The sequence below is a fragment of the Streptomyces sp. NBC_01471 genome (assembly GCF_041438865.1).
Taxonomy (GTDB): domain Bacteria; phylum Actinomycetota; class Actinomycetes; order Streptomycetales; family Streptomycetaceae; genus Streptomyces.
The window spans coordinates 46,755-64,506 of the sequence record NZ_CP109451.1; the positions used below are offsets into that span (position 1 = coordinate 46,755).

Sequence of the window (17,752 nt, forward strand, 5' to 3'; positions counted from 1 at the left end):
GCGCAGCCGTCCGCCCGGGGCGGGGATGGCCGGGGCGGGTCGGCGTGCTGATCAGCCGGTGCAGCTGGGGACCGCGGGAGCACTTCCGACGCAGTTGTTCGGGATATTGGCCGTGATGGGTGACGTGGTGACCGTCATCGTGCCGGCCTTGCGGAAGATTCCGCCTGCCGAGACCGACGCCCTGTTGGCGGAGACCGGTGTGCTGGTCAGAGTGAGGATGCCGTTGACGGAGGCGATGCCGCCTCCGCGGGCTCCCTTGTTGGTCCCGTTGATGAAGCTGCTGGTGAACGTCGCCGTTCCGAAGTTGTACAGACCGCCGCCATCGCCGAGCGCAGTGTTGCCCGAGAGCGTGCTGCCGGTGAAGGTGGCCGCTGACGCGCCGCCGCCGCTCTGGACACCGCCCCCGGTCCCTGCCGCGCTGTTGTTCTTCACGGTGCTGTTGGTGAGTGTCAGCGCGCCGAGGTTCAGGATGCCCCCGCCCGCGTTACTCGCGGAGAACAGCCCGGTGGCTGAGCCGTTGCTGAGGGTCACGCTTTTGAGGGTGAGGTTGCCCGTGGTACTGACTTGGACGATACGGAAGGCAGGGGCGCCGGCGCGGCGGGTGATGACGTTGGCGTTGCCTTCGAACGTGACGGCGGTGGTGATGGGCGGGAGGCCGTCAAGGCCGTGCGTCCCGTCGTTGCCGTGAGCGGAAGTGAGGGTGTACGTACACCCGGGAGTCAGGGTGATCACGCCCCCGCCCGCGGCGTTGGTGGTGTTGACCGCGCTCACGAGCGCGGTCTCGCTGCAGGCCACCGCGGCGGCCTTGGCCTGCGCGGTACCGGTGAGGAGAAGGCCCGCGCCCGCGGCGAGGACAACGGTGGCGGAGAGAAGCGGAATGGTGTGCATGGTGCGCATGACGACTCCAGTGGCCACGGCCGGTGTCATCCAGGAAGAAGCTCTGGATTTCCCGTTGAGAAACAGGCACCGACAGCCAGAAAGCAGCTATTCACGAAAGTACTGCATATCTCATGAAAATAGAATGGCCAGCACCATTAAAGATTGCCGCACGGCATTTTACGGGCCGCCCGGACCGGTGCACATGGGCGTATCGGCCCAGCGCACTCAGAACCACTCGCGCCATTTGCGCGCCCCCTGCTCCCGGTCACTCCGGCGCGAGGAAAAGGCGTGAGAAGAATGCGCCGCTACCTAGGGGGTCCTTCGGAAATGCGGAAGCCGCGCCCCCCGGTGCGGCTTCCGACTTCCCGGGCGACGACGGCCGGAATGGCCGCCGTCGACCAGACGCCCTACAGGGCGCCGGCGGCCCCCAGGATTCCGTAGAGGGTGCCTGTGACAATGCCGATCACGCTGTCGAGGAAACCTCCGGCAACGGGAACGCCGATGGGGTCGGCGCTGGCGGTAGGTGCGGTGATCAGTGCACATCCGAGAACGACAGCGACAGCACCAAGGAGAGAGGCGGTGCGGCGGATATTCATGGCAGGCTCCTGTCGATACACGAAGAAACCCATGGCTGACAGTCCAGCCACAGGACAGAAAACAAACCCTACGGTAAATTCCACACCCGAACGCGTGTAAGCAAGTGTTTCTGAAACTGTGTGGATCATTGGTCACATTCGAGGAAACCCGATCCGGTCATCTTGTGAAATGCGATTCCTGTTCGCAGTGTGACCTACCGGATCCTCAAGGATTCGCCAGGCGGAATCTCAACGTCTTGCAGTTGAGCGCTTTCACCTGGACCACCGACCCGAGGCCCAACATATAAGGCTAAGACCGTGTCCTACATGGTCTAATACTCCAGCCGTAGATCGCTGGTGCGCCGTCCGACCGACCGCGCCTACGGGTGCGTGTCCGTGATCGCGATGACCTCATCGAGGCGGTCCAGGGCGGTCTGCAGGTCGTCGACCTTGGCCTGGATACGGTCGCGCTCGGCGCGCAGCATGGCTCGTTGCTCGGCGTCGGTGCGCCCGGAGTCCCAGCACGGAAGGAGTTCGGTGATCCTTCGGCCGGTAAGGCCGGCGGCGAACATCTGCTGGAAGAAGCGCACCATCGAGGCGGCCGTCGACCCGGCGGCCGAGTCCTGGGCCAACATCAACGCCATGGACGACCTGGTAGGAGCGGTGCTGACAACCAACGACCGGCTCGTGGTCTCCGCCATGGGCGGCAACGCTGCCGCTGGTGGAGCGATGCTGGCCCTGGCAGCGGACGAGGTCTGGTGCAGGGCGGGCGCAGTACCGAACCCGCACTACCGGTTGATGGGCCTGTACGGATCCGAGTACTGGACCCGTACACTGCCGCGCCGCGCGGGAGCGGACGTCACCGGAGAACTGATGCGGCGGGCACTGCCGGTCAGCGCCGCTGCCGGGCAGCGCATCGGACTGGTGGACCGGATCGTCGACTGCGGCCCGCAGGACTTCCCAAACGTGGTCGCCCGGCTCGCGGCGCTACTCGCGTCGTCGTCCGGTGCGCAGTACCGGGCCACGGCCCCCATCAGCAGACCAAAGCTTGGGACCTGGCCAAGACCTACCTCGAATCACCATCAAAACCCTCCGCCGCCCGCCGGACTCGAAGGGCTTCGTCGTTCTTCCCAGCCGCTGGGCTGGTCGAACGCTCCTGGTTGTGGACCATTCCGGCCCGTCGGTGAATCCGTCGGCGGGCGGGGCCGTGAGGGAGGGCCGCTGAGTTAGCACTCGATGGCGTCGGTCCCACTGATGTCCGCGTTCATGTTGCGTCCCATCATGCGGGGCGCGGCATCGGCGAGGTCTTCGTGGATGTGGGCGACAGCATCCTTCGGGACGGTGCCCTTGAGATGTCGGATGTGGGCGTCGAGAGCGGAATACAGCACGCACTGCTCGGTGACTTGTCCGCAGAGAATCACGTGCCCGACAACGGCGAGGCTCTTCTCGACACCACCTCCCATGCTCGATCTGATCGAGCAACTGGCAAACGACTACAAAGTCATGGACACCTCGGACTCCCGCTCGGCCGGCCTGGCATACGCGCTGCGAGTCCTTGGCCAGTCGTACGCCGAACACCCTGGCCACCAGCAGGAATGGCGCCCATAGCCTTTCAAGGAGATAGTCCCCGGGTGTACTGGCCGGTGAGGTGAGGAACGCCTGGATTCTGTCAGGCCGATCGCACGAGACACCCCTTCAGCAAGAGGGCCTCAAGAGCCTTGCGGTTCACCGGGCTTTTCCAGCGGCTCGGTCAGAGCCTGCAGGATGCGCGGTGCGACGCGCTGCGGCAGTTGCTGGGCGTCGTCGCGGGTGCCGTGGCTGGCCCGGAGCGCGGCCAGGCCCTCGAACAGCGAGATCATCAGCCGGCTCAGGTCGGCTACGGGGATCGCTGGGCGGCGGTCCAGCCGGGCCAGTGCCACCGTCAGTAGCGTGGCCAGGCCCTCGACCAGCCGTTCTTCGTGGTCGGCCAGAGCCGCGGCCAGCTCCGGGTGGCGGGCCGCGTGCAGAGTGAACTCCATGGAAGCGAGAAACCATTGGGGCTCGCGAGCCCGCTCGCCGATCCGGGCGAGTAGCCGTTCGAGGGTGTCCGGCCCGGTCGCGGGCTCGGCTGCGGCCTCCTGCAATGCGGTGAGCAAGCTGTTGGTGTGCGCGTCATAGAGGGCGAGGAAGAGTTCCTCCTTGTCCCGGTAGTTGGAATAGAAGGCCCCTCTGGTCAGCCCCGCGCGCTCGACTATGTCGCTGATCGAGGTGGCGTGGAAGCCCCGCTCGGTGAACAGGGCCTGCGCGCTGTCGATGAGTGCGGCTCGGGTCACGGGCCGGCGCTTGGTCGGAGTCCTGGGCACGAGGCGCCTTTCCTGGGAGCGGGGTCGGATCAGCCTACGCGTCGTGGGATCGGTAGTCGTCGTAGAACCCCCGCCCCGTCTTGGCCCCCAGGTGCCCGGCGTCCACGTAGCGCCGCAGCAGCTCACGGGGGCCCTCGGGCAGGTTGGGATTCTCGGCGGCGTAGTGGTTCTCAATGTCGAGCACAACGTCCAGGCCGACCCGGTCCATCATCCGGAACGGTCCGGCCTTGAGACCCATGTTGATCTCCCACATCCGGTCCACGTCGTGCGGGGTGGCGACGCCTTCGGCGACCACGGCCAGCGACTCACGCTTGATGGCAGCCCAGATGCGGTTGAAGATGAAGCCCGTACTCTCCTTGCGCGCCTCAAAGGGGTAGACGCCATACCGGGGCAGCTCCTGGAGCAGGAAGTCCAGCACCGCGCGGTCGGTCTTCCCGTCCGACATCAGGTCGACGGCGGCCTGATGAGGCGGCATGTAGAAGTGCATGTTCACCACCCGTTCGGGGCGCGCCACGCCATCGATGAACTGACTGGTCGGGTAGGACGAGGAATTGCTGGCCAGGATCGCGTCGGAGTCCGCCTCCTCGTCGAGCTGGGCGAAAACCTGCTTCTTCAGGTCGAGACGCTCGGGCACGGCCTCCACCACCAGCCAGGCGCCGGCCAGCGCCGCCGCCTCGTCGGTATAGGCCACGGCCGTGCCGGGACGCCCACCCTCGACCTTGGCGGCGACCTCGGCCACGTGCTCCGCGACGAAGGCGACGGCCTGGTCGCCAACGGCCTGGTCGGGATCGTAGATCCGCGCCTCGCCGCCGCGGGTGGCGAACATCAGGGCGATCCTGCGGCCGAGGGTGCCGGCACCGATCACGGTGACCGGGCGGGAGTCAATGTCGGTGGGGAGGATGAAAGCCATGGCTGCGCTTCTTCCGGGAGCAGGATGCGGTGTCGGTGGCCGTTCGGCTTGCTTGGCACCACCTATCGGATACAGGATGTATCGGATACACCCTGTATGCAACTCGAATCCCCCCACCCCCCACCAGAGAGCGAGCCCTCATGCGTGCCGAAGACGTCCGCCGCCACATCAGCACTCCGCTGCGGACCCCCGTCTATCCCCCTCGCGCCACCCGGTTCACCGACCGGGAGTACTTCAACGTCGTCTACCGGACCGACCCGGCCGCGTTGCGAGAGGCCGTGCCCGAGCCACTGGAGCTCGGCGACGAACCGCTGGTGCGGTTCGAGGTGATGAAGATGGGCGATGTCGAAGGCTTCGGCCCCTACCTGGAGTGCGGGCAAGTGATCCCCGTCCGGTACGGAGAGGAACACGGCGAGTACCTGCACGCGATGCACCTGAACCACTTCGGCGCCACCGCCGCCGGCCGCGAGCTCTCCGCCTACCCCAAGACGATCGGCAGCCCGGCACTCTTCCCGGATCAGGGCGCCCTGATCGGCACCCTCGACTACGGCACCCAGCGGGTTGCCACCGCGACCATGGCCTACCAGTGGCAGCCGCTCGACCCGGCCGAGGCCCGCACCCAGATCGGTGTACCCACGTACGCCGTGAAGATCGTCCCCGGCCTGGTCTGCGAGCTGGTCCATACCCGGATCACTGACCTCACGGTCAAGGCCGCCTGGACCGGCCCGGCCCGGCTGCAACTCTTCGCGCACGTCATGGCACCGCTGGCGGATCTGCCAGTCCTGGAAGTGGTCTCGGCCAGCCACATCGTCACCGATCTCACACTGGCCCCCATGACGAAGGTGCACGACTACCTCGTCGACCCGGCACCGCCCCGCCACGGCGATTGATCCGCGTTCGCCACATGAGGCTGATTCTGTCGCGACGGAGATCGTTATCGGCGCCGTCGGACGACGAGCACGGCGACATCGTCGACGTGGTCCACGGATCTTGCGGCGGCAAGAACTTCGTCTGCGGTTGCCTCGATGCTCAGTCCGTCACGAATGCCCGAGCGGCCACGGTTCCGGCGTGCTCCAAGCCGGTTTCCAGCGTCAGGCCCGGTCCTTCGACCACACCATCGGTGACCACAACGAGCGCAGCGTCCTCGTCGAGGGTGAGCACCTGTTGCGGGCAGGCAGCCTCGGGCGATACCCCCAGCACCGTACCGCCCGGCAGCTCGCGGATTCATAACTGCCGTCACCGTGCACACACAACAGTGACACGTGACCCGCGTTGGCACCGGTGACTTTCCCGTCCCCGGATTGACATGACATACAGCATGATGCAGCTCGCGAACCGAGCCGCGTCCATCGTGACGAGCAACTCTTTGGTGCGCAAGCACCGTTGCCGGATCGGGGGCATGAGCAGCGATGGCACGCATCGAAGCGCGCACTTGCCCCATAAAGGCAGCGGCGTCCACGTCGTGCCCCTGGGCGTCGCCGATCACCGAGGCCACCGCACCGTCAGGTGTCTCGAACGCGTCGTACCAGTCTTCGCCACGTCCAGCCCGATACAGCTGCCCCGGTAGCGGGCTGCGATCTCCAGCCCGGGCAGGTGATCGGGCAGCGCCGGGAGCATGCTGTGCTGAACGGCCTTGGCCAGCTCGATGCGGGCCTGCTGGGCACGGATGCGCCTGAGCGCCTGCCCAGCAAGGTTGGACGGGGTGATCATCAGGCGCGTTCGTCCGCGGAGAGGCGGCACCCCTTGTCGTGGGTCACCATCCAGGCCCTCTGTGGCTGGTCGTCGCCGGACGGGCCGAGGGGGGCGACCGACCGGCCGACATCAGGGCCCAGCCACGGTTCACTGATCCCCTGCGGCCAGCGGCTGTGGTATTCAGCCCGGTCAGCCAGGAACTGCGGTCTGCCGCTGCGGATCGCGTGAAGCAGCGGGGTCGGTGCGTCGAGCGGCACGCTTCGCGCAACGTCGGCCAGCGTCAACGGGATCCCGGCGTCAGAGTAGATGCGCAGGTGGCCGGGGGCGACGAACACGAGCAGTGCGCCGGAATGGTGAAAGGTCGCGGCGAGGTGGGTGAGAATCACCTGCTGCAGCTCCTCCTCGGACAGCAACAACGGCCCATATGGCTTGTACGCACCGTAGACCGCCCACCCCACCGGGCGCCGACGGTCCCGGGCAAGAGGCAACAAGCTTTTCGCGATCTTCGCTCAGCAGTGGGACGTGCCAGTGCCCGCACGGGCGAACTGGCGAAGGAGCTCGCCGAGGTCGGCTTCGTTGATGCGTACGCGCCCCGCAGTGTCTTTCCGACCATGGTGGCACGTCGTCCTTGGGCGTGACTCTGAGCAGCTGGACAGGTCAGCTGTTCGTCAGCGACGTTGGAACCACTGGCGAGTTGACGCTGCATCAGCAGGTGCAAACTCAGTCGTTTGCCAGCTCGCCGAGCAGGCGCCAGGTGCGACGCTGGTCCTCCGGACCGCCCAGGTCCGTCTCGGTCGCGACGATCTCGGTGGCGCCCGCGGAGCGGTAGCGACGTATCGCGGCCGCGACGGTCTCCTCGTCGCCGATCACCGCCAGTTCCGCCGCGCGGTCCTTGCCTTCCAGGCCGACGACGCGGTGATAGGAGGGCAACTGGTCGTACATGGCGAGTTGCCGCTCGGCGCTTTCCCGGACGCGATCAACATCCGAGGTGACCACGATGGGAAGCAACGTGACTACGCGTGGCGTGGGCCGACCCGCCTTCTGGGCGGCAGAGATAATCGTGGGAACGATGTGCTCATCGAGCGTCTTCGGGCCGGCCAGGTAGGGGATGGTGCCGTCGGCGAGTTCACCCGTGACGCGCAGAGCCTGCGGGCCCATAGCCGCGACCAGTACGGGCACGGTCGGCTCGGCGCCGGGGACCTTCGCGGACATGAGCGTGGTTGTGCTGAGGCGTTCACCGTGGAAGTCCGCGGTCCCGGTCTCCACAAGGGAGCGCACCACGGTCAGGAATTCGCGCAGCAGGCCGATGGGACGGTCGTAGGGCAGACCGAAGGTGGCCTCCATGAACGCGGGCGCGCCGAGCGCGAGACCCAGATCGTAGCGCCCATGGGTGGCGGCCTGAGTGGTTTGCGCCTGGCTGGAGACAAGCAGCGGGTGGCGGCCGAAGATCGGAATCGCCGAGCTGCCGACACGCAACTGTGGCACTTCACGACCGACGATCGCGGCCAGTCCCGGCGAGTCGTAGTCAAATCGCTGCCCGAACCAGGCCGACCGCAGTCCGGCGGCGGCCGCCTCGCGGGCCTGTTCGACGATCGTGTCCACGTAGTTGGGCGCCTCGGGGGGCGCGAAGAGAACGACACCAGTGCTCATGGTGTTTTCACCTGCTCCGACATGGCGAGAAATTCCTTCGCATGAGTGAATGAATGGTGTTCCGGTGGGATGGAAACCGGACGTGCGCGGAGACGGCGAAGAACACCGTCGCGTGCAGCCGTTCTTGGTGTGGTGGATTGCGGGTGGGGTCAGCCGCGGATGGTGGTGGTTTCGCGGGTGAACTGGCGGTGGCCGATGAGTTTGTGGGCCAGGCGAGCTGGGGCCGGCAGGACCCGCATGAACCTCTGGCGTTCCGCGCCGTCGGTTTCCTCGGTGATGTGGCCGAGGATGATCAGCCGCCGGGTGAGGGGGATTGCGCTCATGCCGTATTTGCCGAGTGCGTCCCCTTCCCTTTGCGTCAGTGTGACGGAGACAACCGGGAGTATTTCCTGCTCCTCTTCGGCGAGGTGGTCGATGAGTGTCGGCACCATGGTGTCGATGACGGCCGCCATCCGCTCGCCGGCGGCCATCTCCAGGGCCACCCCGGCAGGTCGCACCGCGGCGTTGCGCAATTGTCGACGGCAGTGTCATTCGACTCTTAAGCCGCCACGCTAGTCAGTTATCTTTACTACTGTACACCGTGGCGGCGCCAACGGGTACGACGCGGCCGGGCGGACGGTGCGTGCAGGACACAGCGCACGCGAAGCGGTAGGCGCGCTGCCGCGGTCGGGTCGCCGCCAATCCGGCTCGGCGGCGTCGGCATCGGCGTGGAGCCCACGGTTTGGACGGGTAACGGGGGCACGAACGGCGTGGACGCCGAGCAGCGGGTGAAACCGGGGGTGGCGACTCCGCGAGATCACCGCCCCCTACGCGCGGTACGCCCGGCCGCACCGGCCCGCCCGCCCCCGAGTCCCGTACGCCGCCGAATCGCCGGGACCGGCGGGCGCCGGCTAGCTTCGACCCCGCTTTGACATAGTCAGTTCTATTGACTAAAGTGGGGAATCAGATCCTCGCCCCACGCAGGGCGTAACCACCGGTGGCGGCCCGACGAGGTTCGATTCGGGATTCACAGAGAAGGCGAAATGCCATGAGGTTTCTTGTCCTTGGAGCAACCGGTCGCACCGGCGTTCTCCTGGTCAAAAAGGCACTCGACCAGGGACACCAGATCAGCGCCCTCGTGCGGAGCGCCGGCGCCAACGTCGACCCACGCGCCCAGATCGTCAGCGGCGACGTCACCGACGCCACCGTCATCGCGAAGGCGGCCCGGGACCACGACGCGATCATCAGCACGCTTGGAGTGAAAAGCGTCAGCGAAACCCCCACGCTGATCACCGACGCCGTCCGTGCGGTCATCGAGTCCGCCAAGACATCAGGCGTTGACCGTTTCGTCATCCTGTCTGCGTTCGGAGTAGGCGACTCTCTCGCCAAAGCCTCATTCCTTGCAGGCCCGCTGTTCCGCACCGTGCTTCGGAAAAAGTACGCAGACAAATCCGCGTCGGAAGCACTCTTGAGGGCCAGCGATCTGAAATGGACCCTCGAATACCCCGGAGCATTGAATAATCGAGGCAGCAGCCGCTACACCGAGGCCGTGCTCGAGGACGTCACGAAGACGCCGCTCTTCCCCTCGACCTCTCGCGCAAACGTCGCCGACTTCCTGCTCCGCTCCGCTGCGGAAGGCACCTTCATCCGTCAGACCGTCGTCGTCATGGACAGCAAATAGGTCACCGACATGAGTCCTCGTCAGTTCGCTGACAGGCCCCCACTACGTCCACCCCGCACTCACCGAAGTACCGTTCCCCGCACTCCTCCGCTCCATGAGCGCACTCGGCCGGCTGGCCCAGCCCGACGAAACCGCCGCCGTGGTCGCGTTCCTCCTCTCCCCCGAGGCGTCCCTCATCACCGGCACCAGCATCGAAGCCGACGGCGGCTGGAAATAGATCGCCCACATGAACGCCCAGGCGTTCAGGACGAAGGAACAGGACCATGACGCTTCAGGGAAAGACCACGCTCGTGACGGGCGGCACTTCGGGTATCGGCCGCGCCGTTGCAATGAAGCTGGCGCACCGCGGCGCGTACCTGACCGCGACAATCGCGCCGCGGATGGCAGCCCGGGGCGGTGGCGCCATCATCAGCATCTCGACAATGGCGGCGACCATCGGCATGAGCGGCCTGGCCGCCTACGGAGCCTCCAAGGCGGCGATCGAGGCCCTGACCAAGTCCTGGAATGCCGAGTACGGCCCGCAGGGCGTACGGGTCAACGTCGTGGCCCCGGGACCCACTCGCACCCCGGCGAACGCCGCGATGGGCGAGATGTTCGACGCCCTGACCGCAACCGTGCCGGCACGACGAGGAGCGGATCCCGACGAGATCGCCGCGGCCGTCTGCTTCCTCGCCTCCGACGAGGCCAGCTTCATCTACGGGGCTGTGCTGCACGCCGATGGAGGCCGCGTCGCGGTCTGACCGCCGCTTGCGCGGCGCCGAACGACCGCCCGCCGCGCCGCCGGCACCGCACTGGGGGTCAGGACCATCGCTGCGCACCGCTGCGCGCGGCGATCGGCAGCGCGTCGCGACCCGGGACCATCTCCAGCGCCACGAAGGAGCCCTCCGGAGGTACGACCAGGGACACCGCGGCGCCCGTCTGTTCTCGCAGGCGCTGCTGGATGACCTTCGAGGACGTCTCCCGTAGACCGGCCAGTGGCTCCACGTGCCGCGCCAGACCCATCAGCGACGCCGAAAGGGCCCAGTGGCCGTCAGCCCACTCCACCGCGCCGGATCGGCGCAGCTGGCCGAGCAGCCGGTGCACCGTCGGACGCGGCAGCCCGGTCACCTGGGCGAGACACCCCCTGATGCTTCTGGCCGACCTCAGGAAGAGCCCGCACCACCCGGAAGGCACCATCGACGACACCACGCGACTCCCGCTCAACCACCACACGCTCTCCTTCTTGCGGCATAGCCGTCTCGGCGGCCCCATCTCCCTCCGACCCCGATCCAGTGTGCGACAGGGCCCAGACGGCCCCTCAGGTGAACGCCGTCACGATGGTGTGGCCGAGGTCCGCGAAATCGACGGGTGCCTCGACGGCCGCCAGGGTCGCGTAGCCGATGAGCGCGGCGAGGGCCGCGTCGGCGCGGGTCTCGTCCACCGCGGTCGGAGCGCCCCCGACGGCCCGCTCCGCGTAGAGCCCCGCCAGATGGTTCCGCAGGGACGTGTGGCGCTGGACTGCCAGCGCAGCCAGGGCCGCGGAGGTCGACGCCTCGGCCCAGATCTGGACGACCAGCCGGGCATGCTCCGCGGGCGCGCCAGGCGGGGTGACGTACCCCATGAGCCGCACCAGCAGATCCCGCGGCGTCTCGCCTTCGGGGAACGCCCCGTCCTCGGTGCCGTCCCGCCCGCTCACGATCTCGGCCACCAGCGCGGCCTTGCTGGGGAAGTAGCGGTAGACAGAGCCGGTGGACAGGCCGGACGCCTCGACGATGGAGGCCATCGACGCGCCGACGAACCCCTTCTCGGCGAACACCTTGCACGCCGCGTCCACGATGCCGCGACGGCGAGCATCCAGGTACTCCTGGCTGACCTTGGGCACGGACCCGTCCCTCTCGTGATCGGCCCGGCCGATAGGATCACGGCCAGGCATATAAAATGAACCTTCATTCAGTAAGGGGCTCGATATGCACGTTCTTTTCGGTGCCACCCCCTCCGGTGGCCACGTCCTTCCGCTGATCCCGCTGGCCAGGGCGGCTCATGCCGCCGGCCACAAGGTCGCCATTCTAAGCTGCGCGGCCCTGGCCCCCCTCCTGGAACCCTTTGACGTGCTGACCGCGGGTCCGGGTCTGGAGGAGCAGATGGAGGAGACCCAGCGGCGTACGGGACTGCACCCCTCCCAGCCCGGCCCCGCGGCCGTTGAGCACTTCGCCGGGACGAGGGTCGACCTCACCTACGCGGAGGCGCTCGCGCGGGCGACCGCCTTCCGGCCCGACCTGATCGTCACCGAACCGTTCGACTTCGTCTCGCCGATGCTCGCCGCCGCCTTGGACGTCCCGTGGGCAGCCCACGGCATCAGCGGCAGCGTGCCGGCCGAGCTGATGGTGTCGATGTACGAGCGCTGGCAGGCCCAACTCGACCGCCACGCGCTGCGCGCCACCCCGCGACTGGCCTACCTCGACCCCTACCCCGCCTCGCTGCGACAGGAGGGCGAGACGTTTGAGGCAGACCGGATCGCCGTACGGCCGGTCCCCTTCGACCGCGACGGGGACACCTTCGAGATTCCGAAGTTCGAGGACGAGACGCGCCCCCGCGCGCTGCTGACCCTGGGCAACACCGTAGGCGATCCGCACGCGGAGGAGGGGATGTCGCGCTCCCTGGTCGCGGCCGGGTTCAACGTGTTCGTCGCGGGGTCGCAAGAGCCGGCACGGTTCGAACAGCACGTGCACCGCACCGGGTTCGTCCCCCTGGCGCGGATACTCCCCTGGGCCGACGTCGTCGTCTCCGCCGCCGGCACCGGGACGATGCTTGCCGCGCTCTCCGCCGGGATACCCATGGTGGTCCGGCCGTTCCACGCGGACCAGCCGTGGAACGCGACGCGGCTGACCCGCGCCGGCCTCGCCAAGGCCGTCGACGCCTTCGAAGACACCGGCCCCGCGGCGCTCGATATCGTCTCCCAGCCCTCCTTCCGCCGGTCCGCCGGGCAGACGGCCGTGGAGATCGCCGGGATGGCATCCCCAGCCGAGATCCTGCTCACCCTGGAACGCGCGGTAGACGAGCGCGGCGACCACGAGAAGACCCCGGTGCGGTGGAGTCCGGCGAGGTAGGGGGTCCTGGTCCTGCCGTAACGATGGTCAGGTCGCTGACGACTACCAGCAGGGGGCGGCATACCACCGTCCCCGGCCGAACCGACGAACGGCGTCGCATCAGGCGGTGATCGGGGGTGAGGGGTGCTTGTCGGGATACCGATGCCCCAGGGCTCTGGTATCCCCGTGCTGCGGCAGGGCTGTCACGCCCCGCTCGGGCTGGGGCCGGGCGGGATGCCGGGCTCGTGGTGGTGCGTGAGCGCGTCGGCGAACCTGATGGTGAGTTCCGCGAAAGCCGCGCGATCTTCCGGGCTGAACCCTGCCAGCGCGGCGGTGATGACGTCCTCGACGTTCCGGGTGACCGCGGCCAGCGTCTCGTGGCCCGCGGGCGTCAGGCGGTTGTCCACGACGCGACCGCGGGCCTCGCTGCGTTCGATGAGCTTCCGGTCCTTGAGCCGGCGCAGCAGCCCGCTGAGCGTCTGCGGCGTATGGCGTATGGCGTATGGCGTATGGCGTATGGCGTATGGCGTGACGCTCGGGCCAGTTCGGAGGCGGAGGCGCCGGGATGTGTCGCCGTCTCCCCTAGCACTGCCCACAGGCCCAGGTTGGGATCCAGGGGCCGCAGGGCCTGGTCGATCCGCTGCGCCAGCAGGTGCTGTACGCGTTTGAGAGCCAGACCGAAGTCGACCAGCGGTGACGAATCCGGCCTGCCCTGCGGACGCCGAGGCGGTGACCGGAGCGAGTCAGCTCAGGACGACGGGGCGCTCGGGCACGCCTTCTCAGCTCTGAACGCGTTGGTCATAGGCCAATTGGTCCGCCCGGATCTCGTCCGCGTTGGTGACCGTCCAGTCGTACAACCGGCCGAAAGGGTCCCGCAGGGATGCGCCGAGCGGGGCGAGGGAGTACTCGACCCCGACCGGCGAGGTGGGCAGCACGCGGCGCACGATCATCCCGTTGCACTCCAGGCGGCGCAGGGACCGAGTCAGGACCGAGAGTGGTGCCTCCTCGGCTGGGCTTCGTCAGGATGGTGAGACGCCTGCTTCCAGGATTCGCACGGAAGGTGGCCGTTTCCTGGTTGGCTCGGGAGGCAGGTTCTAACCGGGCTTGGCCGCAGTCGAGGAATTCGTTCGCTGGCCGAGGTGATCGCTTCTAGTCTGCGTCGCGTGATGACGGCTGAAGACGTGTTGTCTGTTCTGACTTTGCTGCGACGGGCGGAGGTAGATGTCTGGATCGGGGGAGGATGGGGAATTGGCGCTCTGATCGGCGAACAGACCCGAGAACACCGCGACTTGGACCTGATGCACCGGCAAGACCAGGAAGCCGCTGTGGTGGCAGCTCTCTCTGAGGCGGGCTTCGTGGAGAGCCTGAGCTGGAGGCCCATCCGATTTGTCGTCACGGCTCCGGACGGGCGAGAGATCGACCTACATCCCCTCGTCTTTGGAGACGATGGCTCGGCAGTGCAGGCGTCACCCGAACCGGAGCGTCCTTTCGTCTATCCCTCCTCATGCTTCGTGACAGGCACCATGAAGGGGACGACTGTCCCGTGTCTGTCCGCCGAGCAGCAGGTCTACTTCCATCAGGGATATGAGCCCACGGAACGCGATCGGCACGACATGGCTCAACTCCGCCGAGCCTTCGGGATCGCCACCCACTTCTGAGGAGCAGCTCAAGCCGCTGCGCCGCTTCGGCGGGCAGGTGGCTGCGCTCTCGCCAGTGCGGGGAGGTGAACAGGCCGGTGAGTACGACGACTTCGGGATGCGTGACCAGCTCGATCCGGGCGCCGGTCGGTCGGTAGGGATCGCCGAACGGGTCCTCGCCCAGCACGTCGAGTCGGCGGGCCCACCGCTGCCGACGCGGTGGGCAGCTGGTTCGGACGCGAACCACTTGAGTGCGCGGTCGCGGCGTCGACGTAGGCCAGGCAGGTGGAAGGGGTGTGCCGCGGACGACAAGGCCGCGGATGTGACGCCGGGCCATGCGGAGCCAGCAGGCGGGACCCCGTCGGGGCTCGGTGACCTCCTCGGTGACCGAGCGGGGAAGTCGCAGACCGGGGTCGCCGATCGCGCCGAACGGTGGCATCGCGTGGATCAGGGAGGACGGGCTCCGGCCGGTCAAGGCGGCGAGCCGTCCCAGTGCTTCCGGGGTCCAGTAGCCGACTCGGTTATGGCTCGACGATGTTGCCAACCGCGAACTCACCCAGCCACAAGCGCGTCATCGGTCCGCTCGTGGCCAAGCGCGGACTACCGAAGCGTTGTGAAGGTGATCTCGGCTGGGCAGACCCGGAGCCCCGAACAGGGCCGGTTCAGCAGAAGGACGGCGCCAGAGGAGAATGACTCAGGAGGCGGAAGGCTCGATCTCCCCCGCGAAGACGATGACCTGGTCGATGAGGCTCCGCCGCAGATGGACGACGTCCGTTCCCGCCAGGCGGGGGCCTCCATCCGGCGTCGTGAAGACCCACTGGTACCGGGCCCACTCGTCCGGCATGTCCACCGCCGAACAGCGCACCATCGTGCCGGTCCCCGCGGGGTGGCGCCGGATGTCCAGCACGAACCGCTCGACCGCCTCGATCCCCTCACTGCGGCCCAACGGCCCCCAGAAGACCACGTCCGAGGTTAGGGCCTGGGAGAGCAGCGCAGTCACATAGCTGTCGTCCGAGGCGTTGAACGCGGAGATGAACGTGTCGATCGCTGACCGCGCGGTTTCTTCCTGCATGCACCAGTAATACCAGTCGCCTCGCGGACCGCGCTCGTCCCGTGAGCCGTCTCCCGACCACGGTGAACCATCCCGATCACAGCACTAGCGCCAAGCTGATGGCGTGCGCTGCACGGCAGCACGCCCGCCGCTGGTCCCGCAAGGTCCCTTCGTGCGCAGGTCAAAGCACCTCGTGCTGAATGCCGAGGAGGTTCACCTCCTCGGCGTTCGTCTGGGCGGGATCCAGGCGCTCACACGGATGCAAACTGGTGAACAACGGCGGACCAGAAGTTCTGCCAGCCGCTCCGGCGTCCGGGGAGAACGGCGCTGGAACAGGGGGTGTCACAGCGGTCGCAGTGTCACGCCCCCACCGTGGAGCCGGAGGAAGTGTGACAAATCGTGACGCCCTCTCTGTTTCAGCCCGATCCACCGGTTGATGTTCGGCGGTTACATTGACGGGACTGAGAAAGTGCCCTGTGACATGCGGTGATGGGAGTTCTTCAGGCTTCCGGATCACGGCATTGATGACCGTACGGTGGCAGCGCCACCGTCCACCCTGGCGCGGATGGTGTGGGAGAAGGTCTGCGATCTGCTCCCACCCTGGTCCGTCAGTTCGCTGTCTCGGTGCATGCCGCGTCAACGACGGACGCAGTACAGCGTGACAGGAAGCGGACGAACCAGCGACGTGTCCTCCCTCTGATGCCAGCATCGGTGTCCCTCAGTTGAAACGGCCGGGCGGCGAGGGACTTCGGCCGGCATGGAGGGTGCGGTGTCGGCCGGTTGGGGCGCGACGACCTTCTCGTAGCGGTCGCTCTCGAAATCAGATTCGGTGTAGCTGATCACCTTGTGGCCCTGGCGGTCGCGCTGGGTGGTGACTGCCCGGCGACGGACGCCTCACGCTCGTCTACCGCACTGCGGAAAACACCGTGCAGACGGTCACGCAGGCACTGCTGTGAGGCCGTGAACCGCCGCCGCGCTGCCTGACCCGTACATCCCGCGGCCAAGCGGCGTGCTGCTCGTGCTCCGACAACTGTCGGAGCACGAGCAGCAGGTGAGGAAGTGTCAGCGCGGCCCGGGCCCTACGCGATCACCTGGGCGACGACACCGGCGCCGACGGTGCGCCCGCCCTCCCGGATCGCGAAGCGCAGGCCGTCGTCCATCGCGATGGGGTGGATCAGGGTGACGCGCATGGCGATGTTGTCGCCCGGCATCACCATCTCGACGCCTTCGGGCAGCTCGATGGTGCCCGTGATGTCGGTGGTACGGAAGTAGAACTGCGGCCGGTAGCCCTTGAAGAAGGGGGTGTGCCGGCCGCCCTCGTCCTTGCCGAGGATGTAGACCTCGGCGTCGAAGGTGGTGTGCGGCTTGATGGAGGCCGGCTGTGCCAGGACCTGGCCACGCTCGACGTCCTCGCGTTTGATGCCGCGCAGCAGGACGCCGACGTTCTCTCCGGCCCTGCCCTCGTCGAGGAGCTTGCGGAACATCTCGACCCCGGTGCAGGTCGACCTGGTGGTGTCCTTGATGCCGACGATTTCGACCTCTTCGCCGACCTTGACGACGCCGCGCTCGACGCGGCCGGTGACGACGGTCCCGCGCCCCGAGATGCTGTAGACGTCCTCGATGGGCAGCAGGAACGGCCTGTCGACGGCGCGGGCGGGCTCGGGAACGTACGAGTCGAGGTATCCGGCGAGTTCGATGATCTTCGCCTCGTAGTCGGGGTCGCCCTCCAGGGCCTTGAGCGCGGAGCCACGTACGACGGGGGGGTCCTCGCCGGGGAAGTCGTACTGGCTGAGGAGTTCGCGGATTTCCATCTCGACGAGTTCGAGGAGTTCCTCGTCGTCGACCATGTCGCACTTGTTGAGGAAGACCACGATGTACGGGACGCCCACCTGCCGTGCCAGCAGGATGTGTTCGCGGGTCTGCGGCATCGGGCCGTCGGTCGCGGCGACCACGAGGACGGCGGCGTCCATCTGGGCGGCACCGGTGATCATGTTCTTGACGTAGTCGGCGTGGCCGGGGCAGTCGACGTGCGCGTAGTGGCGCGACGGGGTGTCGTACTCTACGTGACTCGTGTTGATCGTGACGCCCCGGGCCTTCTCCTCGGGTGCACTGTCGATCTGGTCGAAGGCCCGGGCATTGCCGCCGTACGTCTTCGCCAGGACGGTCGTGACGGCGGCCGTCAACGTGGTCTTGCCGTGGTCGACATGGCCGATCGTGCCCACGTTGACATGAGGCTTGGTGCGCTCGAACTTCTCCTTGGACACAGGGGTTCCCTCCCGAATTCCACTGCG

22 protein-coding genes and 4 pseudogenes are annotated in these 17,752 nt (G+C 67.4%); 8 read left to right on the forward strand and 18 right to left on the reverse strand.

Annotated elements, in window-relative coordinates; all coding sequences use genetic code 11:
- Positions 1-51: 51 nt before the first annotated feature.
- The 3 genes from OG285_RS35940 to OG285_RS35950 all read right to left on the reverse strand — a co-directional run bounded on the left by OG285_RS35940 (position 52) and on the right by OG285_RS35950 (position 2,155).
- On the reverse strand, positions 52-897 hold the full coding sequence (locus OG285_RS35940; RefSeq protein ID WP_331760035.1) for a hypothetical protein: 846 nt from the start codon (positions 895-897) through the stop codon (positions 52-54).
- Between the two features lie 389 nt (positions 898-1,286).
- Positions 1,287-1,604 (reverse strand): hypothetical protein, encoded by a 318-nt coding sequence (locus OG285_RS35945; RefSeq protein ID WP_371793699.1) that lies wholly within the window; start codon positions 1,602-1,604, stop codon positions 1,287-1,289.
- A 230-nt stretch (positions 1,605-1,834) separates the two neighbouring features.
- The gene (locus tag OG285_RS35950) at positions 1,835-2,155 is read right to left on the reverse strand and encodes a MerR family DNA-binding protein (protein ID WP_371793700.1); all 321 of its coding nucleotides are present in this window, start codon (positions 2,153-2,155) and stop codon (positions 1,835-1,837) included.
- Here OG285_RS35950 and OG285_RS35955 point away from each other — a divergent pair.
- Positions 2,046-2,483 (forward strand): annotated as a pseudogene (locus OG285_RS35955) (enoyl-CoA hydratase-related protein); the annotation flags it as partial. The gene OG285_RS35950 and the pseudogene OG285_RS35955 sit on opposite strands and share 110 nt — an antisense overlap.
- 197 nt (positions 2,484-2,680) lie before the next feature.
- Here the strand turns inward: OG285_RS35955 and OG285_RS35960 are convergent.
- Positions 2,681-2,884, reverse strand: a pseudogene (locus OG285_RS35960) (isochorismatase family protein); the annotation flags it as partial.
- Positions 2,885-2,915: 31 nt separating this feature from the next.
- Here OG285_RS35960 and OG285_RS35965 point away from each other — a divergent pair.
- Positions 2,916-3,062, forward strand: coding sequence for a DUF6221 family protein (locus OG285_RS35965; protein WP_331760037.1), 147 nt, complete (start codon positions 2,916-2,918; stop codon positions 3,060-3,062).
- Positions 3,063-3,163: 101 nt separating this feature from the next.
- On the opposite strand, the gene OG285_RS35970 is transcribed toward OG285_RS35965, so the two are convergent.
- Both OG285_RS35970 and OG285_RS35975 read right to left on the reverse strand, forming a co-directional pair.
- Complete coding sequence (locus tag OG285_RS35970; RefSeq protein WP_371793701.1) at positions 3,164-3,796, reverse strand: TetR/AcrR family transcriptional regulator; 633 nt, start codon at positions 3,794-3,796, stop codon at positions 3,164-3,166.
- A 34-nt stretch (positions 3,797-3,830) separates the two neighbouring features.
- Positions 3,831-4,706, reverse strand: a complete 876-nt coding sequence (locus OG285_RS35975) for a 3-hydroxyacyl-CoA dehydrogenase family protein (protein WP_331760039.1) — start codon at positions 4,704-4,706, stop codon at positions 3,831-3,833.
- Positions 4,707-4,846: 140 nt separating this feature from the next.
- On the opposite strand from OG285_RS35975, the gene OG285_RS35980 reads away from it, so the two are divergent.
- The gene (locus OG285_RS35980; protein ID WP_331760040.1) at positions 4,847-5,596 is read left to right on the forward strand and encodes an acetoacetate decarboxylase; all 750 of its coding nucleotides are present in this window, start codon (positions 4,847-4,849) and stop codon (positions 5,594-5,596) included.
- A gap of 139 nt (positions 5,597-5,735) precedes the next feature.
- On the opposite strand, the gene OG285_RS35985 is transcribed toward OG285_RS35980, so the two are convergent.
- The 6 genes and pseudogenes from OG285_RS35985 to OG285_RS36010 all read right to left on the reverse strand — a co-directional run bounded on the left by OG285_RS35985 (position 5,736) and on the right by OG285_RS36010 (position 8,560).
- Complete coding sequence (locus tag OG285_RS35985) at positions 5,736-5,906, reverse strand: SpoIIE family protein phosphatase (RefSeq protein WP_371793702.1); 171 nt, start codon at positions 5,904-5,906, stop codon at positions 5,736-5,738.
- A 226-nt stretch (positions 5,907-6,132) separates the two neighbouring features.
- Positions 6,133-6,201 (reverse strand): annotated as a pseudogene (locus OG285_RS35990) (hypothetical protein); the annotation flags it as partial.
- Positions 6,189-6,416, reverse strand: a complete 228-nt coding sequence (locus OG285_RS35995) for a hypothetical protein (protein WP_331760043.1) — start codon at positions 6,414-6,416, stop codon at positions 6,189-6,191. The pseudogene OG285_RS35990 and the gene OG285_RS35995, both read right to left, overlap by 13 nt.
- Positions 6,416-6,811, reverse strand: coding sequence for a hypothetical protein (locus OG285_RS36000; RefSeq protein WP_331760045.1), 396 nt, complete (start codon positions 6,809-6,811; stop codon positions 6,416-6,418). Before OG285_RS36000 ends, OG285_RS35995 begins: the two co-directional genes overlap by 1 nt.
- Before the next feature lie 307 nt (positions 6,812-7,118).
- Positions 7,119-8,048, reverse strand: a complete 930-nt coding sequence (locus tag OG285_RS36005; RefSeq protein WP_331760047.1) for an LLM class F420-dependent oxidoreductase — start codon at positions 8,046-8,048, stop codon at positions 7,119-7,121.
- Positions 8,049-8,197: 149 nt separating this feature from the next.
- Positions 8,198-8,560 carry a hypothetical protein gene (locus OG285_RS36010; protein WP_331760048.1) on the reverse strand — a complete coding sequence of 121 codons (363 nt, stop codon included), beginning with the start codon at positions 8,558-8,560 and terminating at the stop codon, positions 8,198-8,200.
- A gap of 515 nt (positions 8,561-9,075) precedes the next feature.
- On the opposite strand from OG285_RS36010, the gene OG285_RS36015 reads away from it, so the two are divergent.
- The 3 genes from OG285_RS36015 to OG285_RS36025 all read left to right on the forward strand — a co-directional run bounded on the left by OG285_RS36015 (position 9,076) and on the right by OG285_RS36025 (position 10,448).
- A complete protein-coding gene (locus OG285_RS36015; protein WP_331760049.1) occupies positions 9,076-9,708 on the forward strand; it encodes an NAD(P)H-binding protein in 633 nt (210 codons plus the stop codon).
- A 94-nt stretch (positions 9,709-9,802) separates the two neighbouring features.
- Positions 9,803-9,925: an SDR family oxidoreductase gene (locus tag OG285_RS36020; protein WP_371793703.1), complete on the forward strand. Its 123-nt coding sequence runs from the start codon at positions 9,803-9,805 to the stop codon at positions 9,923-9,925.
- Between the two features lie 46 nt (positions 9,926-9,971).
- Entirely contained in the window at positions 9,972-10,448 is a 477-nt protein-coding gene (locus OG285_RS36025; protein ID WP_331760051.1) for an SDR family oxidoreductase, read from the forward strand.
- 58 nt (positions 10,449-10,506) lie between these two features.
- Here OG285_RS36025 and OG285_RS36030 read toward each other — a convergent pair whose 3' ends face one another.
- Positions 10,507-10,911, reverse strand: a complete 405-nt coding sequence (locus OG285_RS36030) for a helix-turn-helix domain-containing protein (protein WP_371793704.1) — start codon at positions 10,909-10,911, stop codon at positions 10,507-10,509.
- Positions 10,912-11,005: 94 nt separating this feature from the next.
- Positions 11,006-11,569 (reverse strand): TetR/AcrR family transcriptional regulator, encoded by a 564-nt coding sequence (locus OG285_RS36035; protein WP_331760053.1) that lies wholly within the window; start codon positions 11,567-11,569, stop codon positions 11,006-11,008.
- A gap of 85 nt (positions 11,570-11,654) precedes the next feature.
- On the opposite strand from OG285_RS36035, the gene OG285_RS36040 reads away from it, so the two are divergent.
- Positions 11,655-12,794: a glycosyltransferase gene (locus OG285_RS36040; RefSeq protein ID WP_331760054.1), complete on the forward strand. Its 1,140-nt coding sequence runs from the start codon at positions 11,655-11,657 to the stop codon at positions 12,792-12,794.
- Positions 12,795-12,976: 182 nt separating this feature from the next.
- Here the strand turns inward: OG285_RS36040 and OG285_RS36045 are convergent, their stop codons facing one another.
- Positions 12,977-13,369, reverse strand: coding sequence for a hypothetical protein (locus OG285_RS36045; RefSeq protein ID WP_331760056.1), 393 nt, complete (start codon positions 13,367-13,369; stop codon positions 12,977-12,979).
- A 183-nt stretch (positions 13,370-13,552) separates the two neighbouring features.
- Positions 13,553-13,762, reverse strand: a pseudogene (locus OG285_RS36050) (winged helix-turn-helix transcriptional regulator); the annotation flags it as partial.
- Positions 13,763-13,939: 177 nt separating this feature from the next.
- On the opposite strand from OG285_RS36050, the gene OG285_RS36055 reads away from it, so the two are divergent.
- Complete coding sequence (locus tag OG285_RS36055) at positions 13,940-14,431, forward strand: nucleotidyltransferase domain-containing protein (protein WP_331760058.1); 492 nt, start codon at positions 13,940-13,942, stop codon at positions 14,429-14,431.
- A gap of 673 nt (positions 14,432-15,104) precedes the next feature.
- Here OG285_RS36055 and OG285_RS36060 read toward each other — a convergent pair.
- Both OG285_RS36060 and tuf read right to left on the reverse strand, forming a co-directional pair.
- A complete protein-coding gene (locus OG285_RS36060; protein WP_024757633.1) occupies positions 15,105-15,482 on the reverse strand; it encodes a nuclear transport factor 2 family protein in 378 nt (125 codons plus the stop codon).
- Between the two features lie 1,058 nt (positions 15,483-16,540).
- Positions 16,541-17,725, reverse strand: coding sequence for an elongation factor Tu (tuf, locus tag OG285_RS36065; protein WP_331760060.1), 1,185 nt, complete (start codon positions 17,723-17,725; stop codon positions 16,541-16,543).
- Positions 17,726-17,752 lie beyond the last annotated feature (27 nt).

Coding starts and splice junctions, on each gene's coding strand:
- OG285_RS36055 (WP_331760058.1), top strand. CDS start 13,940: ATGACGGCTGAAGACGTGTTGTCTGTTCTGACTTTGCTGCGACGGGCG.
- OG285_RS35995 (WP_331760043.1), bottom strand. CDS start 6,416: ATGATCACCCCGTCCAACCTTGCTGGGCAGGCGCTCAGGCGCATCCGT.
- OG285_RS35975 (WP_331760039.1), bottom strand. CDS start 4,706: ATGGCTTTCATCCTCCCCACCGACATTGACTCCCGCCCGGTCACCGTG.
- OG285_RS36015 (WP_331760049.1), top strand. CDS start 9,076: ATGAGGTTTCTTGTCCTTGGAGCAACCGGTCGCACCGGCGTTCTCCTG.
- OG285_RS35940 (WP_331760035.1), bottom strand. CDS start 897: ATGCGCACCATGCACACCATTCCGCTTCTCTCCGCCACCGTTGTCCTC.
- OG285_RS36060 (WP_024757633.1), bottom strand. CDS start 15,482: ATGCAGGAAGAAACCGCGCGGTCAGCGATCGACACGTTCATCTCCGCG.
- OG285_RS35980 (WP_331760040.1), top strand. CDS start 4,847: ATGCGTGCCGAAGACGTCCGCCGCCACATCAGCACTCCGCTGCGGACC.
- OG285_RS36005 (WP_331760047.1), bottom strand. CDS start 8,048: ATGAGCACTGGTGTCGTTCTCTTCGCGCCCCCCGAGGCGCCCAACTAC.
- OG285_RS35945 (WP_371793699.1), bottom strand. CDS start 1,604: ATGATCCACACAGTTTCAGAAACACTTGCTTACACGCGTTCGGGTGTG.
- OG285_RS36020 (WP_371793703.1), top strand. CDS start 9,803: ATGAGCGCACTCGGCCGGCTGGCCCAGCCCGACGAAACCGCCGCCGTG.
- OG285_RS36040 (WP_331760054.1), top strand. CDS start 11,655: ATGCACGTTCTTTTCGGTGCCACCCCCTCCGGTGGCCACGTCCTTCCG.
- OG285_RS35950 (WP_371793700.1), bottom strand. CDS start 2,155: ATGGCGGAGACCACGAGCCGGTCGTTGGTTGTCAGCACCGCTCCTACC.
- OG285_RS35965 (WP_331760037.1), top strand. CDS start 2,916: ATGCTCGATCTGATCGAGCAACTGGCAAACGACTACAAAGTCATGGAC.
- OG285_RS36025 (WP_331760051.1), top strand. CDS start 9,972: ATGACGCTTCAGGGAAAGACCACGCTCGTGACGGGCGGCACTTCGGGT.